Origin of the sequence: Nonomuraea sp. CA-143628, assembly GCF_050942315.1 — a bacterium.
Classification (GTDB): Bacteria; Actinomycetota; Actinomycetes; order Streptosporangiales; family Streptosporangiaceae; genus Nonomuraea.
In genome coordinates, this window is sequence record NZ_CP192072.1 from 1235737 (window position 1) to 1261676 (window position 25940).

The following is a 25940-nucleotide window of genomic DNA, read 5'->3' on the forward strand; positions in this document are numbered from 1 at the left end:
CATCATCATGCCCATTCTGTCACTCGACGAGCGTTGTTATCCGTCGCCTGCGCCACGCTGCTCGTCCTCAGCGGAGTCGTCAACGCCACGGAAGCCGACGCGGCCGTCCCCTTCGAGGTCCAGAAGCTCGACGGCACCGGCAACAACGTCACGAATCCCGCATGGGGAAAGGCGGGCACCGCCTATTCACGGGTGGGTCCGACCCGCTACGCCGACGGGGTGAGCACCCCTCGTACGGGGCCCAATACCCGTTACATCAGCAACCGCGTCTTCAACGACGTCAACCAGAACATCTTCTCCGAGCGGCGAATCACCCAGTGGGCCTTCACCTGGGGCCAGTTCGTCGATCACACGATCGGCCTGCGCGACGCCGCCGGCCCGACCGCGACCGTGGCGAACATCCCGTTCAACAGCGGCGATCCGCTTGAGACCTTCACCAACACCCTCGGCAACATCCCGTTCAGCCGATCCGCGGCCACCTCGGGCACGGGCACCAGTACCGGCAACTCGCGCCAGCAGACCAACACGGTGAGCTCCTACCTCGACGCGTGGGCCGTCTACGGGGGCACCGACCAGCGGCTCGAATGGCTGCGCGAGGGTCCGGTGGACGGCAACCTGGCCAACAACAGCGCCCGGCTGCTGATGCCCGGCGCGTACCTGCCCCGGCGTACCAGCCGGGGGAACGCGGCCACCGCGCCCGCCATGGACGCGGATGGCCGGCTGCTGGCCGCCCCGAACAACGCGATGGTGGCGGGGGACGTCCGGGCCAACGAGAACATCGCGCTGACCGCGACCCAGACGCTGTTCGCCCGCGAGCACAACCGGATCGTGTCGCTGCTGCCCGCCTCCCTGTCGGAGGAGGACAAGTTCCAGATCGCCCGGCGGGTGGTGATCGCCGAGCAGCAGTACGTGACCTACAACGAGTTCCTGCCGGCCGTGGGCGTCACCCTGCCCGCCTACACCGGCTACAAGTCCGGCGTGAACGCCAATCTCAGCAACGAGTTCGCCACCGTCGGCTATCGCGCGCACAGCCAGATCCACGGCGAGGTCGAGTTGGAGACCGACGCCGACCGCTACACGGCCGCCCAGCTACAGGCCTTCGAGAATCAGGGCATCGAGGTCGCGATCGACGATGGAGAGGCGGAGATCACGATCCCGCTGAACGTGGCGTTCTTCAACCCCGATCTGGTGCCCTCCCTCCAGCTCGGCCCGCTGCTCCAGGCCATCGGCTTGGAATCCGAGTACCGCAACGACGAGCAGATCGACAACCAGCTCCGCAGCGTGCTGTTCCAGGTCCCCGTCACCGGCAACCCGGGATGCCTGGACGGGCCGACCCTGCCCCAGTGCTTCCGCGGCGTCGTCGACCTCGGCGCGATCGACACCGAGCGGGCCCGTGACCACGGTTTGCCCAGCTACAACGAGCTCCGGCAGGCGTACGGGCTCGCGCCACGCACCAGCTTCACCGCGATCACCGGTGAGGCCACCGACGCCTTCCCCGCCGACCCCGTGCTGACACCCGGCAACGAGATCAACGACCCGGACAGTCTCACCCACACTCAGCTCTTCAACATCGACGGAGCGCCGCTCACGGTCGGCGACGAAGTCGCCGGGACGCGATCGGTCCGCCGGACCACAACGGCGGCGCGACTGCGCGCGATCTACGGGAACGTGAACAACGTGGACGCGTTCGTCGGCATGGTCGCCGAGCGGCACGTGCCCGGCACCGAGTTCGGCGAGCTCCAGCTCGCCATCTGGACGAAGCAGTTCCAGGCGCTGCGTGACGGCGACCGGTTCTTCTACGGCAACATCGCCGGCCTGGACACCATCAAGCAGCAGTACGGGATCGACTTCCGGCGGACGCTGGCGCAGATCATCGCCGCCAACACCGACATCCCGGCCGCGGAGCTGAACGACAACGTCTTCCTCGTCTCCGACGCCAAGCTGCCCCCCACGACCTGCAAGATCGACTACACGGTGACCGAGAGCGTGCCGGGGCTCTTCCAGACCGCCCTGAACATCACCAACCTGGGCACGGCCCCGACACAGGGCTGGACCCTCCGCTGGCGATTCCCGAACGGGCAGAGGGTCGCCCTACTCTGGAACGGCGTCGTCTCTCAGTCGGGCGTGAACACGACGGTGACCAACGCGAGCCGGAACGCCGCCATCCCGCCGGGCGGCACGCTCACCGGGGTCGGGTTCATCGCCAGCTGGGATGGCGCCACCAACGCGGAGCCGCCTGACTTCACGCTCAACAATGCTCGCTGCGCCCGCGGCTAGACATCTCATTCCTGAACACCCAAGCTCACCCCGAGCTGGTACGCGATGACGAGCGTCTCAGGTCTGTTCCGCGCACCTAGCTTCCTGAACAACCGGGCTTGGGTGTTCTCGACCGTCTTGCTGGTGATGCCGAGCGTGCGGGCGGTCTGCCGGATGGTGTGCCCGCTGGCGATGGAGCGAAGGATGTCCCGCTCTCTCGACGTGAGCTCCGGGACGCGCGGGAGGTACTCCGCCTGCCCGGAGAGGTACGGGGAGGTCATGACGAAGCAGTAGCCCCGAGCCACCAGCCTCAGGACCGTTTCCAGCTCCCGGCGGACATCGGTCGCGCAGATGAGGGCACGGGCGCCGTGACGGAGCGCGTCCGTGACCGCGTCCAGGTCCGGCACCGTGGACCGGACGATGACGACCGGAGCGCACAGACGCGCCGGCAACCTCCAATCCTGTGGAAGAGGATCCACAAGCAGGACGGTCAACGGGCCCCGGTGCCGGTGAATCCCGGGGTCGCCGATCACGTCGTTCGTCCGGGTGAAGACGAAGGCCGTTCCACGCTCCAGGAGCGCGATCCACAACTCGGGGCAGACGCCCTCCGGCCGGGCGTGCACGACCACCAGCTCTGAGCATCCGGGTTCCGGACGGCGGCGGTGCGCGTCCTCGGCATTCTTGGGCACGTCGAACAGGCCGAGGGAGATCCCGCGAGACACCGCATGAATCTGCGAGCTCACGCCAAGTTTCCGGTAGATGTGCCGTTTGTGGCTCTCGACGCATCGCGGGCCGATCCTGAGCAGCCCGGCGATCTCCGAGACACGGTGCCCACTGCCGATCAGCGAGAGGACGGAGATTTCGGTGCTGGTGAGCGCATCGATGGGAGCAGCTTTCACACGGACCTCCCGACGGAAGTTCCGTATATAGATTGAATTAATGTGACATGCATCGTCAATAAAGTGGGCGAGGCTGTTTGATTGGTGTGCGTGCGGTCGCGGTCAGCTGGTGAGCACGGACGCCCCACTGCCGCGCAGGGCCCGCTCCTCCGCGTCGGCCAGCCAGAAGAAGACCGGCGGCAGGCCGAGCTCGATCACCGCCAGCGCGATCTGGAACCACTGCGGCCAGCCGTACACGGCGAGCGAGAGCAGCCGGCCCACGCCGCCCAGCAGGAAAACGCCGGCCAGCCACCGCACCACCCGAGCCGGGATCGGACGCTGCCGCGCCGCCCAGAGCCAGGCCAGCCCGTAGCCGGCGAAGCTGGCCCCCATGAACCGGCCCCAGCTGTCGACCGTCGCGCCGGCGGAACCGGCGCCGGGGATCGCCGTGTTGCCGAGTGCCACGTGGAACAGGCCGATCGCGACGCAGGACCAGCCCATCAACTGCGTGAGTATGCGGAGAACCTTGGCCATGATCCCTCCAAGCTAAGTTGACATGCGTCTACTAGATTGAGCGCGTTAGTAGACCCATGTCAACTAAGCTTCCTGTGTGCCGACCCGCCAGCGACTCACGCCCGCCGACCGCCGCGCCCAACTCCTCGCCGTCGGCGCCCGGCTCTTCGCCGCACACCCGTACGCCGACGTGCTGATGGAGGAGGTCGCCGAAGAGGCCGGTGTCTCCCGGGCCCTGCTCTACCGTCACTTCCCCAGCAAGCACGCCCTCTTCGCGGCCATCTACCAGCAGGCGGCGGATCAATTGCTGGCCGAGACGCGACTCGACCCCGCCGACTCCCTGGTGGAGCAGCTCATCCAGGGCATGGACGTCCATCTCGACTACTTCGTGGCGAACCGTCACGCCGTCCTCGCCGCGAACCGGGTCCTCGCGGGCGACCCGGTGATCCAGACGATCATGGCGAACGAGCTGGACGCGCTCCGTGCGCGGTTGCTGGCCGTACTCCCGCTCGCGGACGAGAGCGCCCGCGAGGCCGTGTCCGGCGTCCTGAAGAGCTGGCTGGTTTTCGTCCAGGTCCTCTGCGTCGACTGGCTCACCCATGAGACCTGTACTCGCACCCAGCTGCGCGATGTCTGCGTCGGCGCGGTTCTCGGCGCCCTGCGGCCGCTGCTCGCCGAGGACCCCGCCCCCGACTGGCCGCGACAAGGGCCCGCTGCGGGCGCCTAGGGGGCCGACTTTGTACCAATTTACGGGTGCAAGTCACATCAAAGTCCCGCGCGGGCCATGATCGAGACTGGCCGCACGCTCGTAAAACGGGGGGCGTGCAGGCTGTCCACGATTGGAGCAACGTGCGAAGAAAGACGACTCTGCTCGCTACGGCGCTTTTAGCACTGGCGGCGCTGCTGCCTGTTCCCGCGGCCGGCGCGACGACCGTAGGACAGAGCAGCATCACCTGGGCGCCCTGTGAGGAGGAACCCAGCGCCGAGTGCGGCAAGCTGACCGTCCCCATCGACTGGTCCAAGCCGAACGGCGAGACCATCGACCTGGCCATCGCCCGGCGCAAGGCCACCGACCCGGCGGCTCGGGTCGGCTCCCTGGTGATCAATCCCGGCGGACCGGGCGGGTCGGGTGTCGAGGCCGTGTACGGCGCTCCCGACTCCTACACCGAGGAGCTGCGGAAGCGCTTCGACATCGTCGGCTTCGACCCCCGGGGCGTGGGCCGCAGTCACCCGGTGATCTGCTCGGCCTCGGTGTACAACCAGATGCCGCACACCGTCATGTCGAGCCAGGCCGACTACAACGCCTGGGACGCCTTCACCAAGAAGCTGCACCAGGACTGCCGGGCACGCACCGGCCCCCTGTACGACCACGTCGACTCGCGCAACGTCGCGCGCGACATGGACGCCCTGCGCGCCGCCCTCGGTGAGGAGAAGCTGACCTACTACGGCATCTCGTACGGGACGCTGATCGGTCAGATGTACGCCGAGATGTACCCGAACCGGATCCGGGCCCTCGCGCTCGACAGCAACATGGACCACAGCCTCGGCGTCGCGGGCTTCCTCAGCACCGAGGCGATCGCCATCGAGGACGCCTTCGACCAGTTCGTGGGCTGGTGCGAGGCCGACACCAGCTGCATCCTGCACGGGCGTGACGTCCGAAAGATGTGGAGTGATCTGCGGGCCAAGGCCCGGCGCGGCGAGCTGTACTACCCGAGCGCCCCGGACCGACCGATGACCGAGCTGCAGGTCATCTACAACGCGGCGCTCGGCACCGAGGGCCCCGACTGGCGCCTGCTGAGCGAGGTCATCAACTGGCTGAGCGGCGGCCCCGAGCCGTCATGGGTGCCGCCGCTGCCCGGCCGGGGGCCCGTGGAGGGCGACACCGCCGAGCTGCCCACGCGGATCCTCTGCCAGGACTACAACCTCCGGGTGCGGAACTACCCCGAGTACGCCTTCTACATGGGCCTTTCCAAGCGGTTGGCACCCGACGTGGGGTATCACCCGTACCCGATCGACGACCTGCCCATCTGCCTCAACTCCACGCCGACCAACCCGCCGCACCGGCTGAAGTACACGGGCGACGCGCCGATCCTGCTGGGGAACTCGCTGCATGATCCGGCCACGCCGTACATGTGGTCCGCCAACGCGGCGCGGCAACTCGGCCCGAAGGCCGTCCTGCTCACGTATGAGGGCTGGGGTCACCGCATCTACGGCAAGGACAAGTGCCAGACGGACATCATCGACCAGTACCTGATCGCTCTGACCGTGCCTCCGCCCGGCACCCGCTGCGCCGTGGGCACGCCTGAGGAGAGCCTGCGCATGCGGCAGCAGTTGCCGCAGAAGACGTGGCCAACGGACAAACAGCACTGGTAGGTGAACATAGAGCCGCCGGACCACGGCACACGCCGCGGTCCGGCGGCCTTCTCATGCGGGGGGTGGGACCTCGTCACCTTCCCTGGCGGGCGGCCTTGCCGCCGGCGCCGAAGAACAAGACGGTCGCGGCCAGGCCCAGCACGACGACGAGCACGTCGGCGACCAGCGTGAGGGTGGGCAGGGTGATGAACAGGCCCACCAGCTTGAACAGGACAGAGACGATGACGATGATGGTGGCGAAGATCCGGACGGCGCCACCGCCGCGCAGCGCCAGCCAGGCGAGCAGTATGAGCACGAGCGACCAGAAGATCGTGCTGTAGGCGAGCCCGGAGTAGATCATCTGGAGCGACTCGAACCGGTCGCTGTGGATGTCGACCTCGTCGAGGCTTACGGGGGCAGAGCCTCCGTCCGAATTCGCGGCGATCTGTTCTTTGATCGCCTCCGCGCCGGAGACGATGAGTCCGATGGCGCTGATCACGTTGAGCGCCGCGGCGCCGATGGCCGCGTACACCGCTCGGGTTAAGTTCGCCGGTCTCTCGGTGGCCTTGGCGGCGCGCCGGCCTTCGAAGTCGGCGGGTGCTTGGCGTTCGTACATGGCCATGCGGACCTCTTTCAGGAACGTTGAGTGTCTTGACGATGCGGTGATTGCCGACCTGCGTCAGGCACTCCGCGATCGTTAACGCCGCGCGTATCTCGAACGGCCCTGAGAGGTATAGCAGATTCGCCCGACATTCGAGGGCGGCGGCGAATTCTGGAACCGCCGAGCGATAGCAATCCGCTCCGTTCGATCGGCGGCGGAAAGCGGCTCCTTAGCTGGCTGCCCCGCCGCTCACCTGCGAAGGAAGGTGGGCGGAAGAAAAGCGGAAGAGCGATGCTTTAATGTCCTGCGACGTCAGCCGGGCTCACATCGCCGACCGCGGTAATCACGTACTGCAAAACAGAACGTGAGGCCCAAGGCCGAATCTCCGCTGAATTGAGCTCGCGGAAGAATGGGTCAATTCGCGGGTTCGCGATGGCTGCCTGAGGCCAGGCGGCGAACCTCTGTGGCGACCTCGTCCCAGACGGGCTCGGGGAGTTCGTGGCCGACGCCCGGCAGGGGGACGAACCGCGCGCCGGGGATGCGGGCCGCGATGCGACGTCCGGCGTTCGGCTTGATGAGTGGGTCGGCGGTGCCGTGCAGGACGAGCGTCGGGGCAGCGATGGAGCTGATCGGTGGGCCGTGCCATTGCGCGCCGATCTGGCGGCTCTGGGATTGCCGGTCATGGACGCCGGCGTCGGCGAGTTGTTCGAGCAGCTCGCGGGTGGCCTGTTCGTCGAAGGGATAGGCGGGTGAGGCGAGGATGCGGGCCACCGCGACGCCCGCCTCGATGTCGCCCTCCGGTGTCTCGGGGAACTTCAGGCGGGCGAACCTGGCGAGCGTCCCGGGCCGGATGTAGCGTAGGGTCCCCAGGCCCGCGGCGTCCCCGGGGACCGCGGAGACCGTTGTCAAAGTCCTGACGCGGCCCGGATGCCGTATCGCGACGCGCTGTGCGACGGCGCCGCCGAGCGACTGTCCGAACAGATGCGCCGACTCCCACCCGAGAGCGTCCAGGACGGCGGCGGCGTCGTCGGTCATCTCCTCGGCGGTGTACGCCTTGCCGCGCTTGCGGAACAGTGCGGTGATGGGGCTGCCCGTGGCTGCCGACTCCAGGTGCGTGGACTCTCCCGCGTCGCGCTGGTCGTAGCGGGCCACCGTGAAGCCGTGCGCCGCCAGCGCCCGGCACAGGCCGTCGGGCCACCGGCGGCGAGCGACGCCGAGCCCCGTGACCAGCAGGAGCGGGTCTCCTTCGTGGCCGTCAGTCAGCCGGTCGTAGGCCAGCCGGATCTGCCCGTTCTCGGCCCAGCGGACCGGGGTCCACAGGTCGGTTGGTGCTGCGCTCATCGTCCCTCCAAAAAACTGCAATCAGTGATCGCAGTATTAGCATAGGCGAAGGATCGCGAGAGAGGACACATATGGCCGACGAAACGACAGTGGTGTGGGAGCGTCCCGAACGCGGCGCACGCGGTCCCGCGCCCGAGCGCAGCCGCGCTCAGATCACCACGGTCGCGGTCGAACTGGCCGACGCGGGTGGGCTGGCCGCTCTGTCGGTCCGGGCGGTCGCCAAACAGCTGGGGACCGGCTCCGCGTCCCTGTACCGTTACGTCTCGAGCCGCGACGACCTTCTTGATCTGATGGCCGACGCCGTCACCGCCGAGGTCGACCTCGGCGCGCCGCTCAGTGGCGATCCAGTCGACGACATGGTCGCGCTCGCTGCCCAGGTCAAGGCCCTGCACCTGCGCCACCCTTGGCTGAACGACATCCCGCCCGAGCCGCTGCGGCTGGGCCCGAACGGGCTCGGCTACCTGGACCGGGCGTTCCAAGCCCTTGCTCCCGCGCCGGTGACCGACCGGGCCAAGCTGGAAGCCATCGCCGTCATGAACGCGCTGGCGACCCTGTTCGCACGGACCGAACTGCGGGCCCGGCGCGCGCCGACAGGAAGGCAGGCCGCCCAGGCCGCCTACCTCGCCAGGGCCGCCGCAGAGGGTACGCACAAATGGGTGATGGCGGCTATCGCCGACGGCACCACCAGCGTCCCCTTCCACGATCCCGAGGCCCTGTTCGCACGGATCGCACGACAGGTCCTCACCAGCCTCATCGGCTGACCACCATGTGACTCATCGGGCGAAAGCGACGGCCATTCAGTTCAATGCGCGGCCGAACCCGGGGTGCCTCCCAGGGGTGGCGGCTTGTTCTGGGTTGATCAGCGTCGGCTTCGCCGTACTCACGCCCTCGGGTGAGCCTGCCAGTACGGCCACCACCGGCTCGGTCAGGACACCGAGCGCGAGGTCGGCCTGCCCGTCCCTGTTGAAGTCGGACAATCGAAGTGTGGCGCCGAACGACTGAACGTCCTGCGTAATGCCCACGTCACCCGGCTTGAGCAGCTGGGCTCCGGCGTCCGGCAGACGGTCCTTTCCCCCGTACAGCAGGAAGACCGCGCGTGATGCGCCGACCGCCACATCCGCGTACCCGTCGCGGTTGACGTCGCCGACCGCGAGACTCCCGCCGAACCCATCGCCGTCCTCGGGATCCTTGGGTACGCCGGGAGAGCTCTGGGAAACCAGCACGCCCTTGGCCTCCGGACCGGTGGCCGAGCCGCGGTAGATGAAGATCTGGCCGCCGGGATCGTCCGCGTCGGCATAGCTGTTGCCCGCGATCACATCGCCGAAGCCGTCTCCATTGACATCGCCGACGGAGAGGGATCCCACTCCCCATGCGTCGAAGGTGGGACCGGCCACGTCCGTCAGCCCGCCGGAGGAGCCTCGGTAGACAGCCCCCGTACCCTCATCAGCCGGATCGTCGTCAGAGTAGGCGACCACGAGATCGTCGACCCCGTCGCCGGTGACGTCGCCCGAGGCCAGCGCATTGATGGCACTGGACTTCTTGAGCAGCCGAGGCCGCGGTGGACTCTGCCGTATTCGGCTGCCTCCATAGACCACCCAAACCGACTCAACCGTCGCCACCCCCAAATCCTGGTAGCCGTCACCGTTGAAGTCGCCCGCCGTCAGCAGCTGCCCGAACGCCGGGTCTCCCTGCTTGAGCTGAACCGTCGACCGGCCGGACAGTCCCTCCTCACCACCGAAGACGATCGTCACAGCGGCGGGCCGGTCGTCGCGTTGGTTGTTCGCGCCAACGGCGAGATCGGCGTATCCGTCGCGATCGAAATCGCCGCCGGCGAGCACCGCGCCGAAACTGTCACCCTTGGTCGAGACGCCCGGCAGACCCCCTCGCCCAGGTTGGAAAAAGCCACGCGTGCTGAGTCCGTCGGCTCCGCCGTACGAGACGACGACATATCCGGAAACCGTGGGGTCTTCTTCGTCCGACCACAACCCAGGAGCACCGATGGCGAGGTCGGCATAGCCGTCACCGTTGTAATCGCGGGCCTTCACCGTGTCGCAGCCCACTCGACATTTTCCGTGTGTGGTGGGCGCCTTCAGCGCCGGCGAATGGGCCGCGGAGGGACTCTTCGCTGGTTCAGGCGCTGGAGGCTCGGCGGAACACGCGGCCAGGCTCACCGCGACACCCATGGCGACCAACCCACGAACGATCGTCAGCATGACCGGCAGGATAAGCCGATCCGTAACGAGCCGCCGAGGGCCCGTCCCTGCTGACGGCTGGTCACAGGCGGGCGGTCCACTCGTGGCTCGTGAGGACGTCAGCACCCCTGGCAGGGAAGACGCGGTTGATCAGGAAGTCGTGCACGTCCGGTTCCCCGTCGGCGCAGGCGTCGCTGAGCACGGTCAGGCGGTAGTCGCGGTCGGCGGCGTCGTAGAGCGTGGCGGCGACCATCGCCCCGGTCGCGACACCGGTCAGCACGATCGAGTCGATGCCCTGGGCGCGCAGGAGCAGGTCGAGGTCGGTCGCCGCGAACGCGCTGGCGCGGCGCTTGAGGACGACCGCCTCGCCCGGCAACGGCTCGATGCGCGGGTGCACGAGCGTTTCGGGGAATTCTTCGTGGAACAGCGTCCCCGACCCGTGCAGGGCGCTGATCAGCGGGTTGCTCGCTGCCACATCAAGGCCCGAGGCCCGGAGCCCGAAACGTATGAAGACCACGGGGATTCCGGAGGCTCTGGCCGCGGAAAGAGCCCTTTCCACGGCGGGAAGCACGTTCGCGGCGAAGGGGTAGTTGTCCACGATGCCCGCCTGCAGGTCGCCGACGATGAGCGCGGTGGTGGTCATACGGTTTCCTTGTCTGTACGGCGCGCCCGTGACGCTGCGAGGGCCTGGGCCACTGTGATCGCGGTGCTAGTTGGTACAGTCCTGGTTCTTGAGTTCCAGGCTAACGCTGTAGATCTTGCTGTGGTCGAGCAGGAACCGGTAGAAGGCCTTCCGGTTGCCGGGAATGTTGGTGACGAGGTGGTCCTTGCTACCGCTCGCGGTCGTCTCCAGCTTCGGGTACGCCTTCCGCAGTTGCGTCCTGGTGGAGCCGATTCCGATGCCCTGGGGGGTCTTCACGCCCTTTGGCGCGCTGATCACCGCCACGCCGAGCTTCTTGGAGATGTAGATGCCCACGGCGTCGCGGCCCGTGGGGTGCTTCTTCAGGTCCCAGCCCGAGCAGTCGCTGTACCCCGTCTTCCGGACGATCTTCCCGGTGGCCTTGGCCTGCCTGGTGCTCATCCCCAGTTTCACGCCCCCGTAGCCGAACGGCCCCAGTGCGTCGCTCCGGTGAGCGGCGGCCGTGCCGGGGGTGGCCGCCTGTGCGGGGGCCGTGCTGAGGGCGGCGAGTGAGAGGGCCCCGGCGGCGATGGCGGTGCCGAGCTTGACCATGGTGTTCATGTCTTCCTCCCCATTGGATTGGTATGAGGGGAAGGTAGGCCGGGCGCGTTGAGGGTCTGTTGAGGATCTGTTCATCCGGCTCATGGTGCGACGGTCACCACCGGCTCGGTTGGGATGGCAGGCGCGAGGACGGCAACCCCAGGGATGGGGACGGCATCTAAACGACGTAGTCGATCAAAGATGACGGGGTGGTGAGATGGCGTCGGCTCTGTTACCTGGTGACCCGCTTCGGCTGGGGGATTTCTGGCTGGCGGGGCGGCTCGGGGCCGGCGGGCAGGGGGTGGTGTACGAGGCGTACGACTCCCAGGGCGACCGGGTGGCGATCAAGGTGTTGCACGGAAACGCCGCCGGTGACCGGGGTCTGCGGGCCCGGTTCGGCAAGGAGGCCGCTGCCGCTCAGCGGGTGGCCTCGTTCTGTACCGCCCGGGTGCTGGCGGTTGATCTGGACGCGCCCAAGCCCTACCTGGTCAGCGAGTACGTCGAGGGGCCCAGCCTGCGCCAGGCGGTCGACGGTGGGCGGCGGTTCAGCGGCGACGAGCTGCACCGTCTGGCGACCGCGGTGGCCACGGCGCTGACCGCCATTCACGACGCCGGGGTCATTCACCGCGATCTCAAACCCGACAACGTGCTGCTGGGGCCCGACGGCCCGCGCGTCATCGACTTCGGCGTGGCGCGGACCCCGGAGATGTCGCTGACCGCGACCGGCCAGGTCACCGGCACCCCCACGTACATGGCTCCGGAGGTGTTCACCGGGCAGCGCGCCGACACTCCCGCCGACGTGTTCGCCTGGGGCGCCATCATGGTCTATGCGGCGACCGGTGACGATCCTTTCCGGGCGGAGAGTCTGGGCGCGGTCATGCACCGCGTCCTGTCGGCCGAGCCGGATCTGACGGTGCTGCCACGGTCGGTGCGGCCGCTGGTCTCGGCGGCCCTGGCCAAGGACCCCCTCGCCAGGCCGGTCGCGCGCGAGCTGCTGCTCGGCCTGGTCAGCGGCGGCCTGGTCAGCGGCGGCCTGGGCAGCGGTGGCCTGGTCAGTGGCGGCCAGGGCAGTCAGGCCGACCTGCTCATCGTCGGCAGTGCCGAGGCAGGGCTGCTCGACCGTGGGGCCCCGGCCGATCCCACTCTCGGCACCCTGGCCGACGACGCCTACGAATTCCTCGACCCCGCCGAGCGTGATCTGGTCCCCGATCTGTTCCTGCGCCTGGTGAACGTCACCGACACCGGCGAGGTGACCGTACGGGCGGCGTCGCGGGAGGAGTTGTCGGAGGCCAGGACGTCGCAGGAGCGGGCCGCGCTGGAGCGGATCCTGGAGGTCTTCGCGTACCTGGTGACCACGCGGGGCGATGACATCACCCTGGCCAGGCCGGCGCTGGTGCGGGCCTGGCCGCGGCTGCGGACCTGGGTCGGCGACGAGCGCGACGGACTGCCCACGCACGACATGATCCACACCGGCGCGCGCCACTGGAACGCGCATGGACGTCGTGACGGCGACGTCTTCCAGGGCAGCCGCCTGGAGACGGCACTGCGCTGGGCCGCCACCGGCCGCCGCCACCTCACCCTGAGCAAGCTCGAACGCGACTTCCTCGACGCCTGCAACGCCGCCACCCGCCACCGGGTCCGGCGCCGCCGCCTCTTCACGGCCGTCCTGGCCGTCCTGCTCGTCCTCGCGCTGGCGGGCGGCGGCCTCGCCCTGCGGCAGAGCCGCCTGGTCTCGGAGCAGAGCAGGATCGTCGCGGCGCAGCGGGACGAGGCGGTCGCGGGCAAGGTCGCGGCGCAGGCCGACACCATGCGCGCGACCGACCCGGTTCGGGCGATGCTGCTCAGCGTCGCCGCCTGGCGGCTGGCCCCCGTCCCCGCGACGCGGGCGACCCTGGAGAACGCGTGGGCACAGCGTGAGCGCGCGGCGTTCACCGACCCAGACACCGGCGCCGAGACCGTACGGCAGATGACCACGGACGGGCGTACGTTCGTCAGCGTGTCCCCGCGGGGCGTGCGGATCTACGACGTGCGTACGGGGAAGAGGGTCGGCGGCTGGAACGACCTGAAGATGGGTACGGACAGGTTCCTCGGAGCCGACCTCAGCCCCAGCGGCCGGCTGCTGGCCGTGGCCGCGGGCCATGCCGTCACCATCTGGGACACGAGCACCGGCAGGCAGACGGGAGCCAGGCGCAAGATCGAGGTGCCGGGATTCTTCGGCGGCGTCCAGTTCCTGACCGGCGACCGGTACGTGAACGTCTTGGGATCCCAAGGCGGCGACCTGTGGGACACACGGACCGGCGCGACCGTCTCCACCAGGGCCGGCATGCTGCGGCCGGCCGTCACCCCGGCCAACGACCTGGTCGTGAACACCGACCTCGAAGGGCGTTTCCAACTGCTCAGACTGCCGAGCGGGAAGCCGGTGGCGAGGTGGCACGACGGCGAGACCTGTGTCAAAGACGGGCAGGTGGCGGCCATCAGCCCCGACGGTCACATGGTCGCGTGCGGCACCGGCTCGGGCATCGAGTTCGTGGACCTGCGCACCGGGCGTACGCTCTCCCAACGGACGTCCACGGGCGGCGGCCGGATCTGGTTCAGCCCCGATGGCCGCTACCTCGTGAGCGACGGCAACGACCGCTTCGAGCTCATCCGCGTCTCCGACGGGACCACCCTGCTCGACTACCGGGCCGCCCCGCAGAACGTGGCCTTCGACGGTACGACCCTGCGGTACCTCGCCGACGAGACCGTCGTGAGCCTCGACATCTCCGATCTGCTCCACCCCGTGCGGCTGCCCGGCCACGCCCCGGAGACCGCGGTGTTCAGCCCCGACGGCCGGTTCCTGGCCACGCAGCCGACGGCCGAGTCGCGGCAACTGGTGCTCTGGGACATGGTGAGGCGCCGCCCACTGGGCTCCCCGCTGAAGGTCACCATCGGAGACAGCCTGATGGCCCTCGCCTTCAGCGCCGACGGGCGGCTGCTGGCGTCCATCGGCGGCCTGGGACAACAGCTGGAGATGCGGGACACCTCCCAGCCGTCGCATGTGTCCACGGCCCGGTTGCCGGACCCCTGGACGGCATCCACGGTGGCGGTGAACGGGAACGGGACGCTCGTCGCGGTCGGCGCCAGCGACACCAACGACGACCTTGAGGGCACGGGGCACAGTCGCGTGTTCGTCTGGGACGTGCCGCACCACACGTGGATGCGGTCCATCGAGACCGGGAACCTGTGGGAGGTCGTGTTCCGGCCGGGTAGCCCGATGATGGTGCCGGTGACCAGCATGGGAAACCATTTGATCGATCTCTCCACCGGCTGGCCGGTGGGCCCCGGCTTCGGCCCGGGGGGCCTCGACGGCGGAGCGCGGACGATGGCCTTCAGCCCTGACGGAGCGATCCTCGCCACCGGCGACGAGACGGGCAGGCTCGCGTTCTGGGACGTGGCCACGGGCGGCAAGCGCGGCCCGACGTTCCGGGCGAACCCCAACGACGGCGTCGGGATCACCCAGATCGTCTTCTCCCCGAAGGGGGACGTGGCGGCGTCCATCGGCGTGGGAGAGATCCAGCTGTGGGACGTCGCCACGCCGCGCAAGCTCGGGCCATCGATGGTGGTGGAGGGGGAGTCCGTGTTAGCCGCGTTCGGAGCAGATGGGGCGGTACTGCACACCCTTGATGACACAGGCGTGCTGCGCGACGTTTCCGTCGGCCCCGAGGCGACGGCCGCCACGATCTGCGCCCGCGCCGGGCGGGGGCTGACGCGGGCCGACTGGCAGCGGTATCTGCCCGGAGTGCCGTACCGGGAGGTCTGCCCGTGATCGTTGGGCCGGCCCGTTCCCGATCGAGCGGGGACGGGCCGGTGGTACGTCTGGCCGAGGTCAGCTCAGGAAGCTGCCGTACGGACCGTTCAAGATGCCATTTTTCTGACTCTGGTTGAAATGCGTGTTCGGGTAGTCGTAGAACGACGCGGACATCGGTGTCCCGTCGGTGGACGACGAGTCGGGCAGGCCGAAGGCATGGCCCAGTTCGTGGACCATACCGCCGTACCAGCGGTTCATCGGGCCGTTCACGCCCGCGGCGCCATCGGCGTCGTGCTGGTTCAGGATCACCCAGCCACCGCCACCACCACCGCCCGCGCCGTTGCCCTCCGCGCTGATCTCACCCACGTTGATCCAGCGCGGGTCTGGCGATCTCAGGTTCAGCTTCCTGAGGAGTTCTTGCTGCATGTTGAAGACGGTCCACCAGTACGGATCGCTCCCGTTGGGGGTGGTCTCGTACCAGTTCTTCACGTGGTCGCCGTTGACGACCTCCACCACGGGGTTGTTGAGGGTGAAGGTCTTGCCCAGCTCCTGCTTGTAGTAGCGCTGCGCCTCCCGCATGACATTGGCGATGCCGTCCGGCCACCGCTGGTCGTAGGCCACGTCGGAGGGCTTCAGCCAGTACACCCGGATCGTCTTTTCCGGGGGTGTGGTGGGGTTGCCGCCACCGCTGGTGTAGTTCGGCAGCCGCCAGGTCCGCGAGGACACCGCGTCGCAGGGCAGTTGTACGAGGCCGGTGTTGGCGGCCGACGAGCCGCCTGCGGGGACGACGCACTTGCTGGAGTGCACGGCCTGGAGCCTGAAGGTCTTGTCGGTGCCGCTGACCGTCACCAGGCGGAACTTCTGGTTGTTGGCGCCTGAGCAGTTCCACTGGATGACCGTGGCGTTGTCGGCGGTGGACGCGCCGTAGACGTCCACGCATCTGCCGCTGGTCGAGGTGCCGACGGTGTACTGGTCGGTGGTGCCACTCACCGGGGTGAAGGTGAAGTTCTGGTTGCCGCCACCGTTACAGGACGCCTGCGTGAGCTGGACGCCGTTGGTGGTGGAGCTGTTGGGGAGGGTCAGGCAGTTGGCGCCGTTCTGGTTGACGGCTGTCGAGGTGAACGTCGTGGCGGCGTTGGCCGGCGAGGTGCCGCCCATCGTGATCACAAAGACCAGGGCGGTGGTCAGCGAGGTAAGGGCGGCGGCTAATCGTTTCATCGATGCGCGTCCTCCGAGTCCTGGGAGCGAGGGCAGACTTGTGGCTTACGATGACGCGCGAAAAGGTTTTCGGCAAGATCTTGTGAACGTTACAGAGAGAGCGGCGAGGACAGCAGGTCATGGGGGTGGCGGCATTGCGTACGATCGATGCGGCTCGCGAAATGCTTTTCGGAAAATACTGCGAGATCGCGCTGGTTGAGGGCGGTAGGACGCATCAGTACGGGCACCGCTGATAGGACGACAAGGAGACATAGTGCAACGCATCGGGATCATCGGTGTCGGCGAGATCGGCCGGGCCATGGTGGACGGCCTGTGCGACGGCATCGAAGAGCCGCCGGAGATCTACCTCTCGCCGCGAGGCGCCCGTACAGCCGCGGAGCTGTCCGAGCGCTACGAGAGCGTACAGGTGTGCGCTGACAACCAGGAGGTGGTGGGCCGTTCCGAGATAGTGATCATCGCCGTACGCCGACCAGACCGGCACGAAGCCCTCGCCGGCTTGAGGGTGGACGACGGCAAGATCGTGGTCAACGTGATGGCCGGCGTCGGCAACGACGACCTGCGCCGGACGCTGGCCACCGACGCCCCGCTGGTACGGGCCATTCCGCTGCCCGCCGTACGCGAACGCCGCTCCGTCACGGTGACATACCCATCGCACCCGGTGGTGGATGGTCTTTTCGAGCATCTGGGCGGCGCGCTCCCGGTCGCGGACGAGGCGGCCTTCAATGTCTTCTCCGCACTGACGGGGACGCTCACCACCCACTACTCCTACCTCGCCACACTCGGGTCGTGGGCCATCAGCCGCGGCATCGCCGCCGACGACGCCGACCGTTACGTTCGCGGCCTCTTCCAGGGGGTCGGTCGTTCCCTCAGCGATGAGACCCGCTCCCTGCACCAGCTCGCGGCCGACCACGAGACCCCGGGCGGAAGCAACGAACGCATCCGCACCAGGTGGTTCGACACGGCCAACTCCGAGGCGCTGACCAGCGCACTTGACGGGCTCCTCGCCGACCTCACATAGCCGCGTCGGCAGATCGCGTGGGCCACATCGGAGATCGTCGCCGCTGGCAGGCTGGTGCTGCATGCGGGTCCACGGTGTAACGGTCGGAAGCAGTTCCGCTCGGTCTGCTCAACGGCTGGAAGAGGTGCGTGCGGCGCAACACGGCCGCACGCACCAGACCGGTCTCGATCCGCCTTAGAGCATGAGCCCGTACTCGATGGCCGTGGCGGCGGAGGCTGCGGCCTGTACGGCTGCGACGGTGACCAGCGCTACGACGATCGTGATCACGAATCTGATGGCAGTACGCATGCGGGTTCCCTTCAGCTGTCGGTTGGCGCATTTCCCTTTCTTCGACCTCTTCGACGCGGGGCGGAGTCGGGATGAACAGGCGGGCCAGAACACGGCGGATCTCGGCGGACAGCCGAAAGCCGGATCAGCGGTGCTTGTTGACGGCCGCCACGATGAGCCTGGCCAGCCGGTCGGCGGTGGCGTACCCGGACTGAGAGATCTCGCAGTCGAGGGTTATCCAGAGGTTCGAGACGCTCAAGGAGATGTGGGTGCGGTGGAGTATGAGACCGCCGATGCGGGTGTATGTGTGGACCGTATACGCCTCGTCGCCTACGTTCGGCCCCTTGCGGAGCTTGGCCCCGGGGGTGCGCTTCGGCTCCTCCTTCATGGACTTGACCGCGTTCTGGTGAGCGGTCCGGGCCATCGCGACACTCTTCGCATGAAACACCACGGCGCTAACCCTCTTGCCGTCCGGTCTGGTCCAGTCGCAGACCTCGGAGGACGAGAACCCGCGCTTTATCGAGCCGCCGATCAGTGAGCGTACCTGGGCATTGGTCAGCAGGTCACATGTGTCGAAGTCGCGGGTGAACAGGGCCTGAACCGTCGGCTTGGCGGACGCCTTGGAGGTGGCGGGGGGAGTGGCCGTATGGCCGGACGGGGTGCCGAGGTTCGGCATGACCTGTACCAGGATCACCACTCCCGCTGCGATGCTCAGCGCCACCGCGAGTGCGGCGCCTATGACGATGGGTGTCCGGCGGCGGCGTGCGGGCGGGGAACTCGGCACCGTTCGCTCGCGGTGCTGGGCCGGATCGGTCGTGGGCGTGCCTTGCGCGATGGCGTTCAGCCAGCCGGCCACCTGGTCCGGGGGACAGCGGCGTACCGGATCCTTTTCCAGGATCGCGGCGAGTACGGGGGTGAGCGGGCCGGCCAGGCGGGCCGGGGCGGGCTCCTGCATGAGGACGGCGGCCATCACGGCGGCCTGGTTGGCGCGGGCGAACGGCGGGCCGCCCTCCACGGCCGTGAAGAGCGTGGCGCCGAGCGCCCACAGGTCGGCGAGGGGGCCGTCGGCCTCGCCGCGCAGGCGCTCGGGGGCGATGTAGCCGGGTGAGCCGGTGAGCAGGCCGGTCTGCGTGAGTGCGGCGTCGCCGGCGACGGTCGCGATGCCGAAGTCGGTCAGCAGCACCCGTCCGTCGTCGGTGAGCATGACGTTGGCCGGCTTGACGTCCCGGTGCAGGATGCCCGACGCGTGCGCGGCGCCGAGGGCGTCGAGCATGCGCAGGCCGATCCCGGCGACCTGGCGCGGCGGCAGCGGGCCGTTGGTGCGTACGGCCTGGTCGAGGGAGCGTCCGCGGACCAGTTCCATGACGATCCACGGCCGTCCGCCGTCGAGAACGACGTCGTGCACGGTGACGATGGACGGGTGCGAACGCAGCCGCGCGGCGGCCCGCGCCTCGCGCAGCGTGCGTTCCAGCAGCTCGGCCCGCGACGCGTCGTCGAGGTCCGGTGGCAGCCGGACCTCTTTGATGGCCACCTCCTGCCGCAGCAGTTCGTCCATCGCTCGCCACACGGTGCCCATGCCGCCCTGGCCGAGCTGCGACAGCAGCCGATAGCGGCCCGCGAGCAGGTTCACCGCGCTGCCACCCAGGGCTCGGGGCGGTCCATCTGTTGCCTCCTGGTGAAATCAGGGTCTATGCGAAAGGTCCTGATTTTAGGGGCGAATCGGTTGGAGCGCCTGATCTTCTCCCTCGGTTCCCGCATCTTGATTCGTCGGCGGGCCACCGTGCCACCAGCCGCCGGGCGCGCGTTGCCCGAAGTGAGCAGCCGTACCAAGAGCGAAGATCGTCAGGGGGCGATCCCGAGGACCTCAAGGATGCGGTAGACGTCGGTAGAGGGATCGCGTAGGAGGATGTCGCAGTTGGGAGCGTGGCCAGGTGCGCCGGGCTCTGGCGCGGGAGCGCAGCGCCCGCTCGGGCAGTCGGCCACGAGGTGCTGGGCCAGTTTGACCGCCGTTGCCTGGCGGCCTTCCTTGATCAGCTCCTCGAAGTGGTGAGGCTCGACCAGCTTTTCGAAGTCTGCGAATTGCTTGGTCCCCCGAAGCTTCGCCGGGATCGTCGTACGGTCTCCGCCGAGTCGGCCAGGCGTGCCCGACGCGAAGTGGAGCCAGAGCCAGAGTTCGAAGTGTGGGTGGGAGAAAGCGACGTTGATCCCGTTATGGCGGGCAAGGCGAAACGCCTCGTAGATGTCCTCGTTCTCATCACGGTCGAAGATCGCCCAGAACACCGTGTTCTTGATCCCCTTCGTGGACTTCTTGAGCCTGATCGCCTCTCGTACCGCTGGAACGGGCTTGTAGCCGTTGAACTGTTGCCCCTCGGTGACCTTGCGCGGGGTGAGCTGGATCTGGAAGTTGTGCTCCGCTCCAAAACGGTGGTTGAGATGGTGGAAGTAGCTCCGCTCGGTCTGGCCCTCGCAGACTACGAAGAGGACATTGTTCTTTCTGCGGCTGCCCAGACCTGGACGCGGAAGCGTGGTTCCACCGGGTGCCCCGCGTTTGGCCATCAGGTAGGTACCTCCGGTGTCGGCTCCGTGAGTGGGCCGGCGAGCGTCTCTGCGATCTCGCCGACGGTCAGCCTCGGTACGCCGCCGTATGTACCGGCCAGGTAGTTGCGATCGAGGGCCTCGGATTTGCGGGGGCGGGCGTCGGTCAGCGGATAGATCTCGGAAGCGCCGTCTCGGTTCTTGACGGTGATGCGTACCTGGTCCCGCTCCAGCGGCTGGAAGAGGTGCGTGCGGCCCAGCAGGGTCGCGTCGTGGACCGTGCATACCAATTGCGCGTTGTTGGGGTTGGCCGCCGGATCCTGGAAGAGCCGGAGGACTTCGGCGGCGAAGAGGGGATGCAGGCTGGTGTCGAGTTCGTCGATGAGGAGGGCCGCCCCGTGGTCCAGGGTGGTGAGGAGGGGGCCGAGGAAGGCGAACCAGGATCGGGTGCCCATCGATTCCTGGCGTTCGTAGCTCAGCGCGACAGGGCTGTGGGGCCCTTGGTGCACGAGTCGGAGCTCGCCGGTCAGGCTGTCGATCTCGGTTCCCACGACCCCCAGGTCCGCGACCTTGAGAAGCGCGATGATGCGATCCCGCTGCCGTGGGTCGTCGAGCATCTTGCGCGTGAAGCTCTGTCGATCTTCAAAGTCGCGGCCTGGGCTGATCCACCAGAGGTTGTGCCGGAACCAGTCGTGGATCGGCTTGAGATGGGGCTGATTGAAGGCCGCGGCGACGGTCAGGAACAGCGCGTCGGGCCGGGTCTGGGAGACAAGGCTCTCCTTCGGCCCCTTCAGCCCTTCGCCGGGAAAGGTGAAGGGATCGTCGGTGTCGGCGTCGCGTTCGAACCAGACCTGCCGGCGGGCCCGTCCGCCGGGGTATGTATGCAGCCATTCGGTCTCGACTCGTTGGTCGGAGACCTCGAAGCCATAGATGTACCGGTCGCCGCCGAGGACGATGTCGACCTCGAAGAGGGAAGCGTCCGTACGGGCCGCCGGGTCGAGTTCGTACGGCTCGCGCGGGATGCCGTCAAGGGTGGACCAGCCGTGGACGGAGTTGAGGACCGCCTGCCGCATCCAGCGGATGGCATGCAGGACGTTCGACTTACCGGACGCGTTCGAGCCGTAGATCGCGGTCGTCGGTAGATAGGCCAAGTCGGGGTCTTCAGCCAGACCGGCAGGGCGGCTTGCCCCCTGGTTGAACTTGCTCGCCGCCAGCCAGACCTCGAACTCGTCACGGAAGGATCTATGGTTGGCCCCTCTGAATCTCAGCAGCACCGCACACCCTACTAATCCATACCCTGGATCGATTCTAGAGGGATCCATGAAGATTATCTACGCAACGCGGCTGCTCGCGCTGTTCGAATGTCTGAGAGAGGCGCCAAGCAGCACAACTCACAGGTGACCATTTGCGTCTAATTCGCCGTGGAATCGCTCAGCGGGGGAGATCCGCAGCACATCGGGGGCTACTGGCTGGCCGGGCGGCTCGGCTCCGGGGGGCAGGGTGTCGTCTACGAGGCCTACGACGCGGACGGGCGCCGCGTGGCGCTCAAGATGCTGCACGCGGCCGGCCACGACGGCAGCCGGGATCGGTTCGCCAAAGAGGCCACCGTCGCGGGCCGGGTGGCGTCGTTCTGTACGGCCAGGGTGCTGACCGCGGATCTGGACGGGCCCAGGCCGTACATCGTCTCCGAGTACGTGCCGGGGCCGAGCCTGCGGCAGGCCGTGCGCGAGGGGCGCAGGTTCACCGGTGACGACCTGCACCGGCTGGCCACGGCGGTCGCGACGGCGCTGACGGCGATCCACGAGGCGGGGGTCATCCACCGCGATCTGAAGCCCGACAACGTGCTGCTCGGTCCCGACGGGCCGCGGGTGATCGACTTCGGCATCGCGCGGACGCTGGACATGTCGCTCACCAAGACCGGAGAGGTGTCGGGCACGCCCAGTTATATGGCGCCCGAGGTGTTCACCGGGCAGCGGGCGGGGGCTCGGGCGGACGTGTTCGCCTGGGGGGCGATCATGGTGTACGCCGCCACCGGGCAGGAACCGTTCGATGCCGACAACCTCGGCGGCGTGATGCATCGGGTGTTGTCGTACCAGCCCGATCTGAGCGCGTTGCCGCCTCGGGTGGCCGCGTTGGTCTCGGCCGCGATGAGCAAGGATCCCGCTGCCAGGCCGACCTCCCACGAGCTGTTGCTCGCGCTGGTCAGCGGCAACGGTTCCGATACCTCAGAGCTGCTGGCGGAGGGGAGCCGGGCCGCCCAGGGGGTGCGGGGCGAGGATGGGGCTGATCCGGCGCTGGGCGCCATCGCGGAGGACGCCTATGGCGCGCTCGGGCCTGAGGAGCGTGAGCTGGCCGCCGAGGTGTTCCTGCGGCTGGTCGCCGTGGACGAGGACGGCCGTGAGAGTGGAAGGACGGTCTCCCAGGACGAGCTGTTCGGTGGGCGTCCCGAGCACGAGGCCGCCGCCATCCGGCGCATCCTGCGGACCTTCTCGTACGTCGTCGCCGCCGACGACGAGTCGGTCGCCCTGTCGCGTCCCGGGCTGCTGCGGGCCTGGCCCAGGCTGCGCATGTGGGTGGACGCCGACCGTGAAGGGCTCGTCGTCCTGAGCCAGATCACCAGCGCGGCGCGGCACTGGACCGGCAACGGCAGGCGCGACGCCGACCTGCTCCAGGGCAGCCGCCTGGAGCAGGCGCTGAGCTGGGCGGCCACCGGGCGCCGCCACGTGACGCTGACTCCTCGCGAGCGCGACTTCCTCCAGGCGGGCACCGCGCTGACCAGGAAGCGCGCCAGACGCAGGACCCTGACCACCACCGGGTTGGCCGGACTGCTGGTGGTCTCGCTCGTGGCGAGCGGGCTGGCGTTGTGGCAGCGTCAGCAGGCGTCCGACCAGCGTGACGTGGTCACGGCCAAGCAGGTGGCGGCCGAGGCGGACCGGCTGCGTACCACCGACCCGGTCCTGGCGATGCTGCTCAGCGTGGCGGCCTGGCGCGTCTCCCCGCAGGTCGAGGCCCACTCCGCGCTGATGGCCTCGGCCCAGCAGCAGGAGACCGCGGTCTTCCACGACCCGCAGGTCACGGGGCTGGCCACGCGGACGCTCAGCGGTGATGGCCGCACGCTGGTCAGCGTCAGCGAGGGCGGGGGTGTGAATGTGTACGACGTCCGCACGCACGAGCGGACGGGTGGTTGGAAGGGGTTGGGGCTGAAGGGCCAAGAGCTCAACGACCCCGTGCTGAGCAGGACCGGGCGGCTGCTGGCGGTGTACACCCATGACGAGCTCGGTGTCTGGAGCCTCGCCGACGGCAAGCGGCTGTTCAAGGAGAGCTTCCCACCGGGCGACATGACGATCCAGATCGACATCGGTGAGGACGAGGCCACCCTCGCCGTCAGTTTCAACAACGACCTCGACCACCTGGTGGACCTGCGTACCGGCAGGAAGTTCGGCAAGGAGGCCGTCTCGCACGGCTGGGGTCCGGTGATCGACCCGACAGGCAGGCACCTGCTGCTCACCGGCGACAGCTTCGCCGAGCGCGCTCTGCCCGGCTGGACCCCCGAGCACCGCTACCCCGGCTGCCGTCGGCCGCACTCGGTCGCCGCGTTCTCACCCGACGGCCTCACCCTGGCCTGCGCGGGCAGCGACGTGGTGCTCCTGGACGCCGCCACCGGGCGCCGCCGCGACAAGCGCGACTGGACCTGCGACGTCTGCGAGGGCTTCTCCCCGCGGCTGCGCTTCAGCCCTGACGGCCGCTACCTCGCCGCGTACAGGGGCCGGAAGCTCCGGGTATGGAAGGTCGCCGACCACGACGTCGAGCTGCTGACGTACCAGGCCGAGGGCAACCTGACCGGCGTCGGTTTCGACGGCTCCACGCTGCGTTACCTGATGGACGACTCGGTGATCAGCGTGGACCTGTCCCCGCGCGCCACCTCGGTCAAGGCGGGGGGCAACGCCGTCCTCAGCCCCGGCAGCCAGTGGGCTGCGGTGCGCGCCGTCGACAGCAAGTACGTCCGGCTCTGGAACGTGCACGAGCGCAAGGAGGTCGCCCGCTTCACCGTCGAACCGGATATGTCGGCTCTGTTGGCGTTCGATCAGCCGGCCAAACGGCTGCTCATCGCCTCGGAAGCCGGGCGGATCGAGCTGGTCGACGTCGGTACCCGCAAACGGATCTGGTCGATCCGCTCCCGGCACGAAGTCGACGGCTTCCCGGCGTCACAGGCCGCCTTCAGCCCGGACGGCAGGACGATCGCGCTCGTCCTCGGCCCGTACGGGCAGACCCCGAAGTCCTGGCTGACCGTGCTCGACGCGGCCACCGGCCGGGTGCTGCACGACAGCTTCACCACCACCAGCGTCGGCGGCCCGTTCCTGCCCGACGGCAAGAGGCTCGCCACCGGCTCCGGCAGGTTCATCGACCTCGCCACCGGCAAACCGGTCGGTGAGGGTTACGACATGGCCTATGGCGGTGAGGCCGGTGTCGCCTTGAGCAGCCGTGGCCTCATGGCCGTCGCCTACGACGAGACGGGACGCATCTCGCTCTGGGACCCGTCCGGGCCGACGGCGTTACGTCCCATGCTGCCGAAAGCGGCGGGCCCCGTGGACGCCCTGACGTTCTCACCGCGCGGGGACGTGCTCGCGACGGCGATCAACGGCGGCCTCGTTCAGCTCTGGGACCCCGTCAACAGGCGGCGGCTCGGGGGCTCCTTCGATGCCCGGACGATCCAGGATGTCAACTCGCTGACCTTCAGCGCCGATGGCCGCACGCTGTACTTCTCGGCCGGCGGCGACATCCTGGAGATTCCCGTGGGGACCGAGCGGGTGGCCGCCCTGGTGTGCGGGCGCGCGGGCCGCCGGCTCACCCAGGCGGAGTGGAGCCAGTACCTGGGTGACGTCGCGTACCGGGAAACCTGCCTATAGCGGGATGAACAGCGCCTCGAACGGTGGTTCGCCGACGCCGGTGGTGATGTGTCCCAGCCCTGTCGTGTCGGCGGCGAGCACCAGGTCGCCCGCGCCGAAGCGGCGTCGGCTGCCGTCCGTGACCGTCACCTCGATCGTGCCGCGCAGCATCATCACCCACTGCTCGCGCGGCGCCGGATGGGCGGCGCTGTCGAAAGCGGCGCTGCGGACGAACTGCACGCCGCCCTTCGACGGCAGCCCGCCGACCGCCATGGCCGGTACCCCTTCGGCGACCTGCCGCTGGGCGAGCGCGATCTCGCCGTCCTCGAACGCCGATCCGCCGTCCTCGGTGCGGGCGATCCTGGTGAAGCGCATCAGCTCGCTCCGATGAACTGGTGGTCGGTACGCAGCCGGCCCTCGCCGTCCACAGCCAGGATGTCCAGGCCGCCGCCGACGGCCTCGCCCGTCCGGGTCGACACCATCGACCACCGGATGGCGAGCACGTTGGGCATGAGGGAGTACGCCTCCTCGGCGGCCTCGAAGACGTGCTCGCCCGGTTCGACGAACATCTCGTAGGCACGGCTCACCCTGGCGTCCAAGGCGTCGTGACCCCGGACCTCCAGGGGCGGCACCGGAAAGGCGAGCGCTGTGGCGGCGTCGCGGATCTCCTGGGGCGGGTCGACCAGTACCTGGATCCCGTCGGGCGCCCACAGCTCGCGGATGAGGGCGCTCCGCGTCGCCGGGTCGGGCTCGTTCCACTGGGCGATATAACGGTCGGCCCACTGCTTCACATCAAGTTGGTTCATGTGAGTAGTGTCCGGCGCGGCCTGCGACTTTGCGATTCCCTGCAGGGAATCGTGCCGCTGTCACGTAGTCG

The 25940-nt window shown here is 68.5% G+C and carries 20 protein-coding genes; 7 read left to right on the plus strand and 13 right to left on the minus strand.

All coding sequences use genetic code 11. The features are described from left to right. Nucleotides 1-33: 33 nt before the first annotated feature. On the plus strand, nt 34-2277 hold the full coding sequence (locus ACQP2T_RS05920; protein ID WP_433515176.1) for a peroxidase family protein: 2244 nt from the start codon (nt 34-36) through the stop codon (nt 2275-2277). Nucleotides 2278-2282: 5 nt separating this feature from the next. Here the strand turns inward: ACQP2T_RS05920 and ACQP2T_RS05925 are convergent, their stop codons facing one another. Beyond that, nucleotides 2283-3155: a LuxR C-terminal-related transcriptional regulator gene (locus tag ACQP2T_RS05925; RefSeq protein WP_433515177.1), complete on the minus strand. Its 873-nt coding sequence runs from the start codon at nt 3153-3155 to the stop codon at nt 2283-2285. Between the two features lie 102 nt (nt 3156-3257). Then, entirely contained in the window at nt 3258-3668 is a 411-nt protein-coding gene (locus ACQP2T_RS05930; protein ID WP_433515178.1) for a DUF4345 domain-containing protein, read from the minus strand. Nucleotides 3669-3744: 76 nt separating this feature from the next. Here ACQP2T_RS05930 and ACQP2T_RS05935 point away from each other — a divergent pair, with 76 nt between their 5' ends. Both ACQP2T_RS05935 and ACQP2T_RS05940 read left to right on the plus strand, forming a co-directional pair. After that, complete coding sequence (locus ACQP2T_RS05935; RefSeq protein WP_433515179.1) at nt 3745-4374, plus strand: TetR/AcrR family transcriptional regulator; 630 nt, start codon at nt 3745-3747, stop codon at nt 4372-4374. A gap of 122 nt (nt 4375-4496) precedes the next feature. Beyond that, on the plus strand, nt 4497-6020 hold the full coding sequence (locus ACQP2T_RS05940) for an alpha/beta fold hydrolase (RefSeq protein WP_433515180.1): 1524 nt from the start codon (nt 4497-4499) through the stop codon (nt 6018-6020). A gap of 73 nt (nt 6021-6093) precedes the next feature. On the opposite strand, the gene ACQP2T_RS05945 is transcribed toward ACQP2T_RS05940, so the two are convergent. Next, on the minus strand, nt 6094-6621 hold the full coding sequence (locus tag ACQP2T_RS05945) for a hypothetical protein (protein ID WP_433515181.1): 528 nt from the start codon (nt 6619-6621) through the stop codon (nt 6094-6096). Between the two features lie 393 nt (nt 6622-7014). Then, entirely contained in the window at nt 7015-7941 is a 927-nt protein-coding gene (locus ACQP2T_RS05950) for an alpha/beta fold hydrolase (protein WP_433515182.1), read from the minus strand. A 71-nt stretch (nt 7942-8012) separates the two neighbouring features. Here ACQP2T_RS05950 and ACQP2T_RS05955 point away from each other — a divergent pair, with 71 nt between their 5' ends. Continuing rightward, nucleotides 8013-8702 (plus strand): TetR/AcrR family transcriptional regulator, encoded by a 690-nt coding sequence (locus tag ACQP2T_RS05955; RefSeq protein WP_433515183.1) that lies wholly within the window; start codon nt 8013-8015, stop codon nt 8700-8702. Between the two features lie 36 nt (nt 8703-8738). On the opposite strand, the gene ACQP2T_RS05960 is transcribed toward ACQP2T_RS05955, so the two are convergent. The 3 genes from ACQP2T_RS05960 to ACQP2T_RS05970 form a co-directional block, all read right to left on the minus strand. Next, nucleotides 8739-10124 carry an FG-GAP-like repeat-containing protein gene (locus ACQP2T_RS05960; RefSeq protein ID WP_433515184.1) on the minus strand — a complete coding sequence of 462 codons (1386 nt, stop codon included), beginning with the start codon at nt 10122-10124 and terminating at the stop codon, nt 8739-8741. Nucleotides 10125-10215: 91 nt separating this feature from the next. Continuing rightward, the gene (locus ACQP2T_RS05965; protein WP_433515185.1) at nt 10216-10776 is read right to left on the minus strand and encodes a cysteine hydrolase family protein; all 561 of its coding nucleotides are present in this window, start codon (nt 10774-10776) and stop codon (nt 10216-10218) included. A gap of 66 nt (nt 10777-10842) precedes the next feature. Beyond that, nucleotides 10843-11373 carry a hypothetical protein gene (locus ACQP2T_RS05970; protein ID WP_433515186.1) on the minus strand — a complete coding sequence of 177 codons (531 nt, stop codon included), beginning with the start codon at nt 11371-11373 and terminating at the stop codon, nt 10843-10845. Nucleotides 11374-11569: 196 nt separating this feature from the next. On the opposite strand from ACQP2T_RS05970, the gene ACQP2T_RS05975 reads away from it, so the two are divergent. Beyond that, nucleotides 11570-15157 (plus strand): WD40 repeat domain-containing serine/threonine protein kinase, encoded by a 3588-nt coding sequence (locus tag ACQP2T_RS05975; protein WP_433515187.1) that lies wholly within the window; start codon nt 11570-11572, stop codon nt 15155-15157. Between the two features lie 60 nt (nt 15158-15217). Here the strand turns inward: ACQP2T_RS05975 and ACQP2T_RS05980 are convergent, their stop codons facing one another. After that, on the minus strand, nt 15218-16357 hold the full coding sequence (locus ACQP2T_RS05980) for an RICIN domain-containing protein (protein WP_433515188.1): 1140 nt from the start codon (nt 16355-16357) through the stop codon (nt 15218-15220). Between the two features lie 253 nt (nt 16358-16610). Between ACQP2T_RS05980 and ACQP2T_RS05985 the strand changes: the two genes are divergently transcribed. Beyond that, a complete protein-coding gene (locus ACQP2T_RS05985; RefSeq protein ID WP_433515189.1) occupies nt 16611-17375 on the plus strand; it encodes an NAD(P)-binding domain-containing protein in 765 nt (254 codons plus the stop codon). A gap of 412 nt (nt 17376-17787) precedes the next feature. Here ACQP2T_RS05985 and ACQP2T_RS05990 read toward each other — a convergent pair whose 3' ends face one another. The 3 genes from ACQP2T_RS05990 to ACQP2T_RS06000 form a co-directional block, all read right to left on the minus strand. Continuing rightward, nucleotides 17788-19272 (minus strand): protein kinase domain-containing protein, encoded by a 1485-nt coding sequence (locus ACQP2T_RS05990; RefSeq protein WP_433515190.1) that lies wholly within the window; start codon nt 19270-19272, stop codon nt 17788-17790. A 212-nt stretch (nt 19273-19484) separates the two neighbouring features. Then, nucleotides 19485-20198 (minus strand): RloB family protein, encoded by a 714-nt coding sequence (locus tag ACQP2T_RS05995; protein ID WP_433515191.1) that lies wholly within the window; start codon nt 20196-20198, stop codon nt 19485-19487. After that, nucleotides 20198-21451, minus strand: a complete 1254-nt coding sequence (locus ACQP2T_RS06000; protein WP_433515192.1) for an AAA family ATPase — start codon at nt 21449-21451, stop codon at nt 20198-20200. Before ACQP2T_RS06000 ends, ACQP2T_RS05995 begins: the two co-directional genes overlap by 1 nt. 147 nt (nt 21452-21598) lie before the next feature. Here ACQP2T_RS06000 and ACQP2T_RS06005 point away from each other — a divergent pair, with 147 nt between their 5' ends. Next, the gene (locus tag ACQP2T_RS06005; protein ID WP_433515193.1) at nt 21599-25084 is read left to right on the plus strand and encodes a protein kinase domain-containing protein; all 3486 of its coding nucleotides are present in this window, start codon (nt 21599-21601) and stop codon (nt 25082-25084) included. Here ACQP2T_RS06005 and ACQP2T_RS06010 read toward each other — a convergent pair. After that, entirely contained in the window at nt 25079-25438 is a 360-nt protein-coding gene (locus ACQP2T_RS06010; RefSeq protein ID WP_433515194.1) for a hypothetical protein, read from the minus strand. The genes ACQP2T_RS06005 and ACQP2T_RS06010 overlap by 6 nt on opposite strands. After that, the gene (locus tag ACQP2T_RS06015; protein WP_433515195.1) at nt 25438-25869 is read right to left on the minus strand and encodes a hypothetical protein; all 432 of its coding nucleotides are present in this window, start codon (nt 25867-25869) and stop codon (nt 25438-25440) included. Before ACQP2T_RS06015 ends, ACQP2T_RS06010 begins: the two co-directional genes overlap by 1 nt. Between the last annotated feature and the right edge of the window lie 71 nt (nt 25870-25940).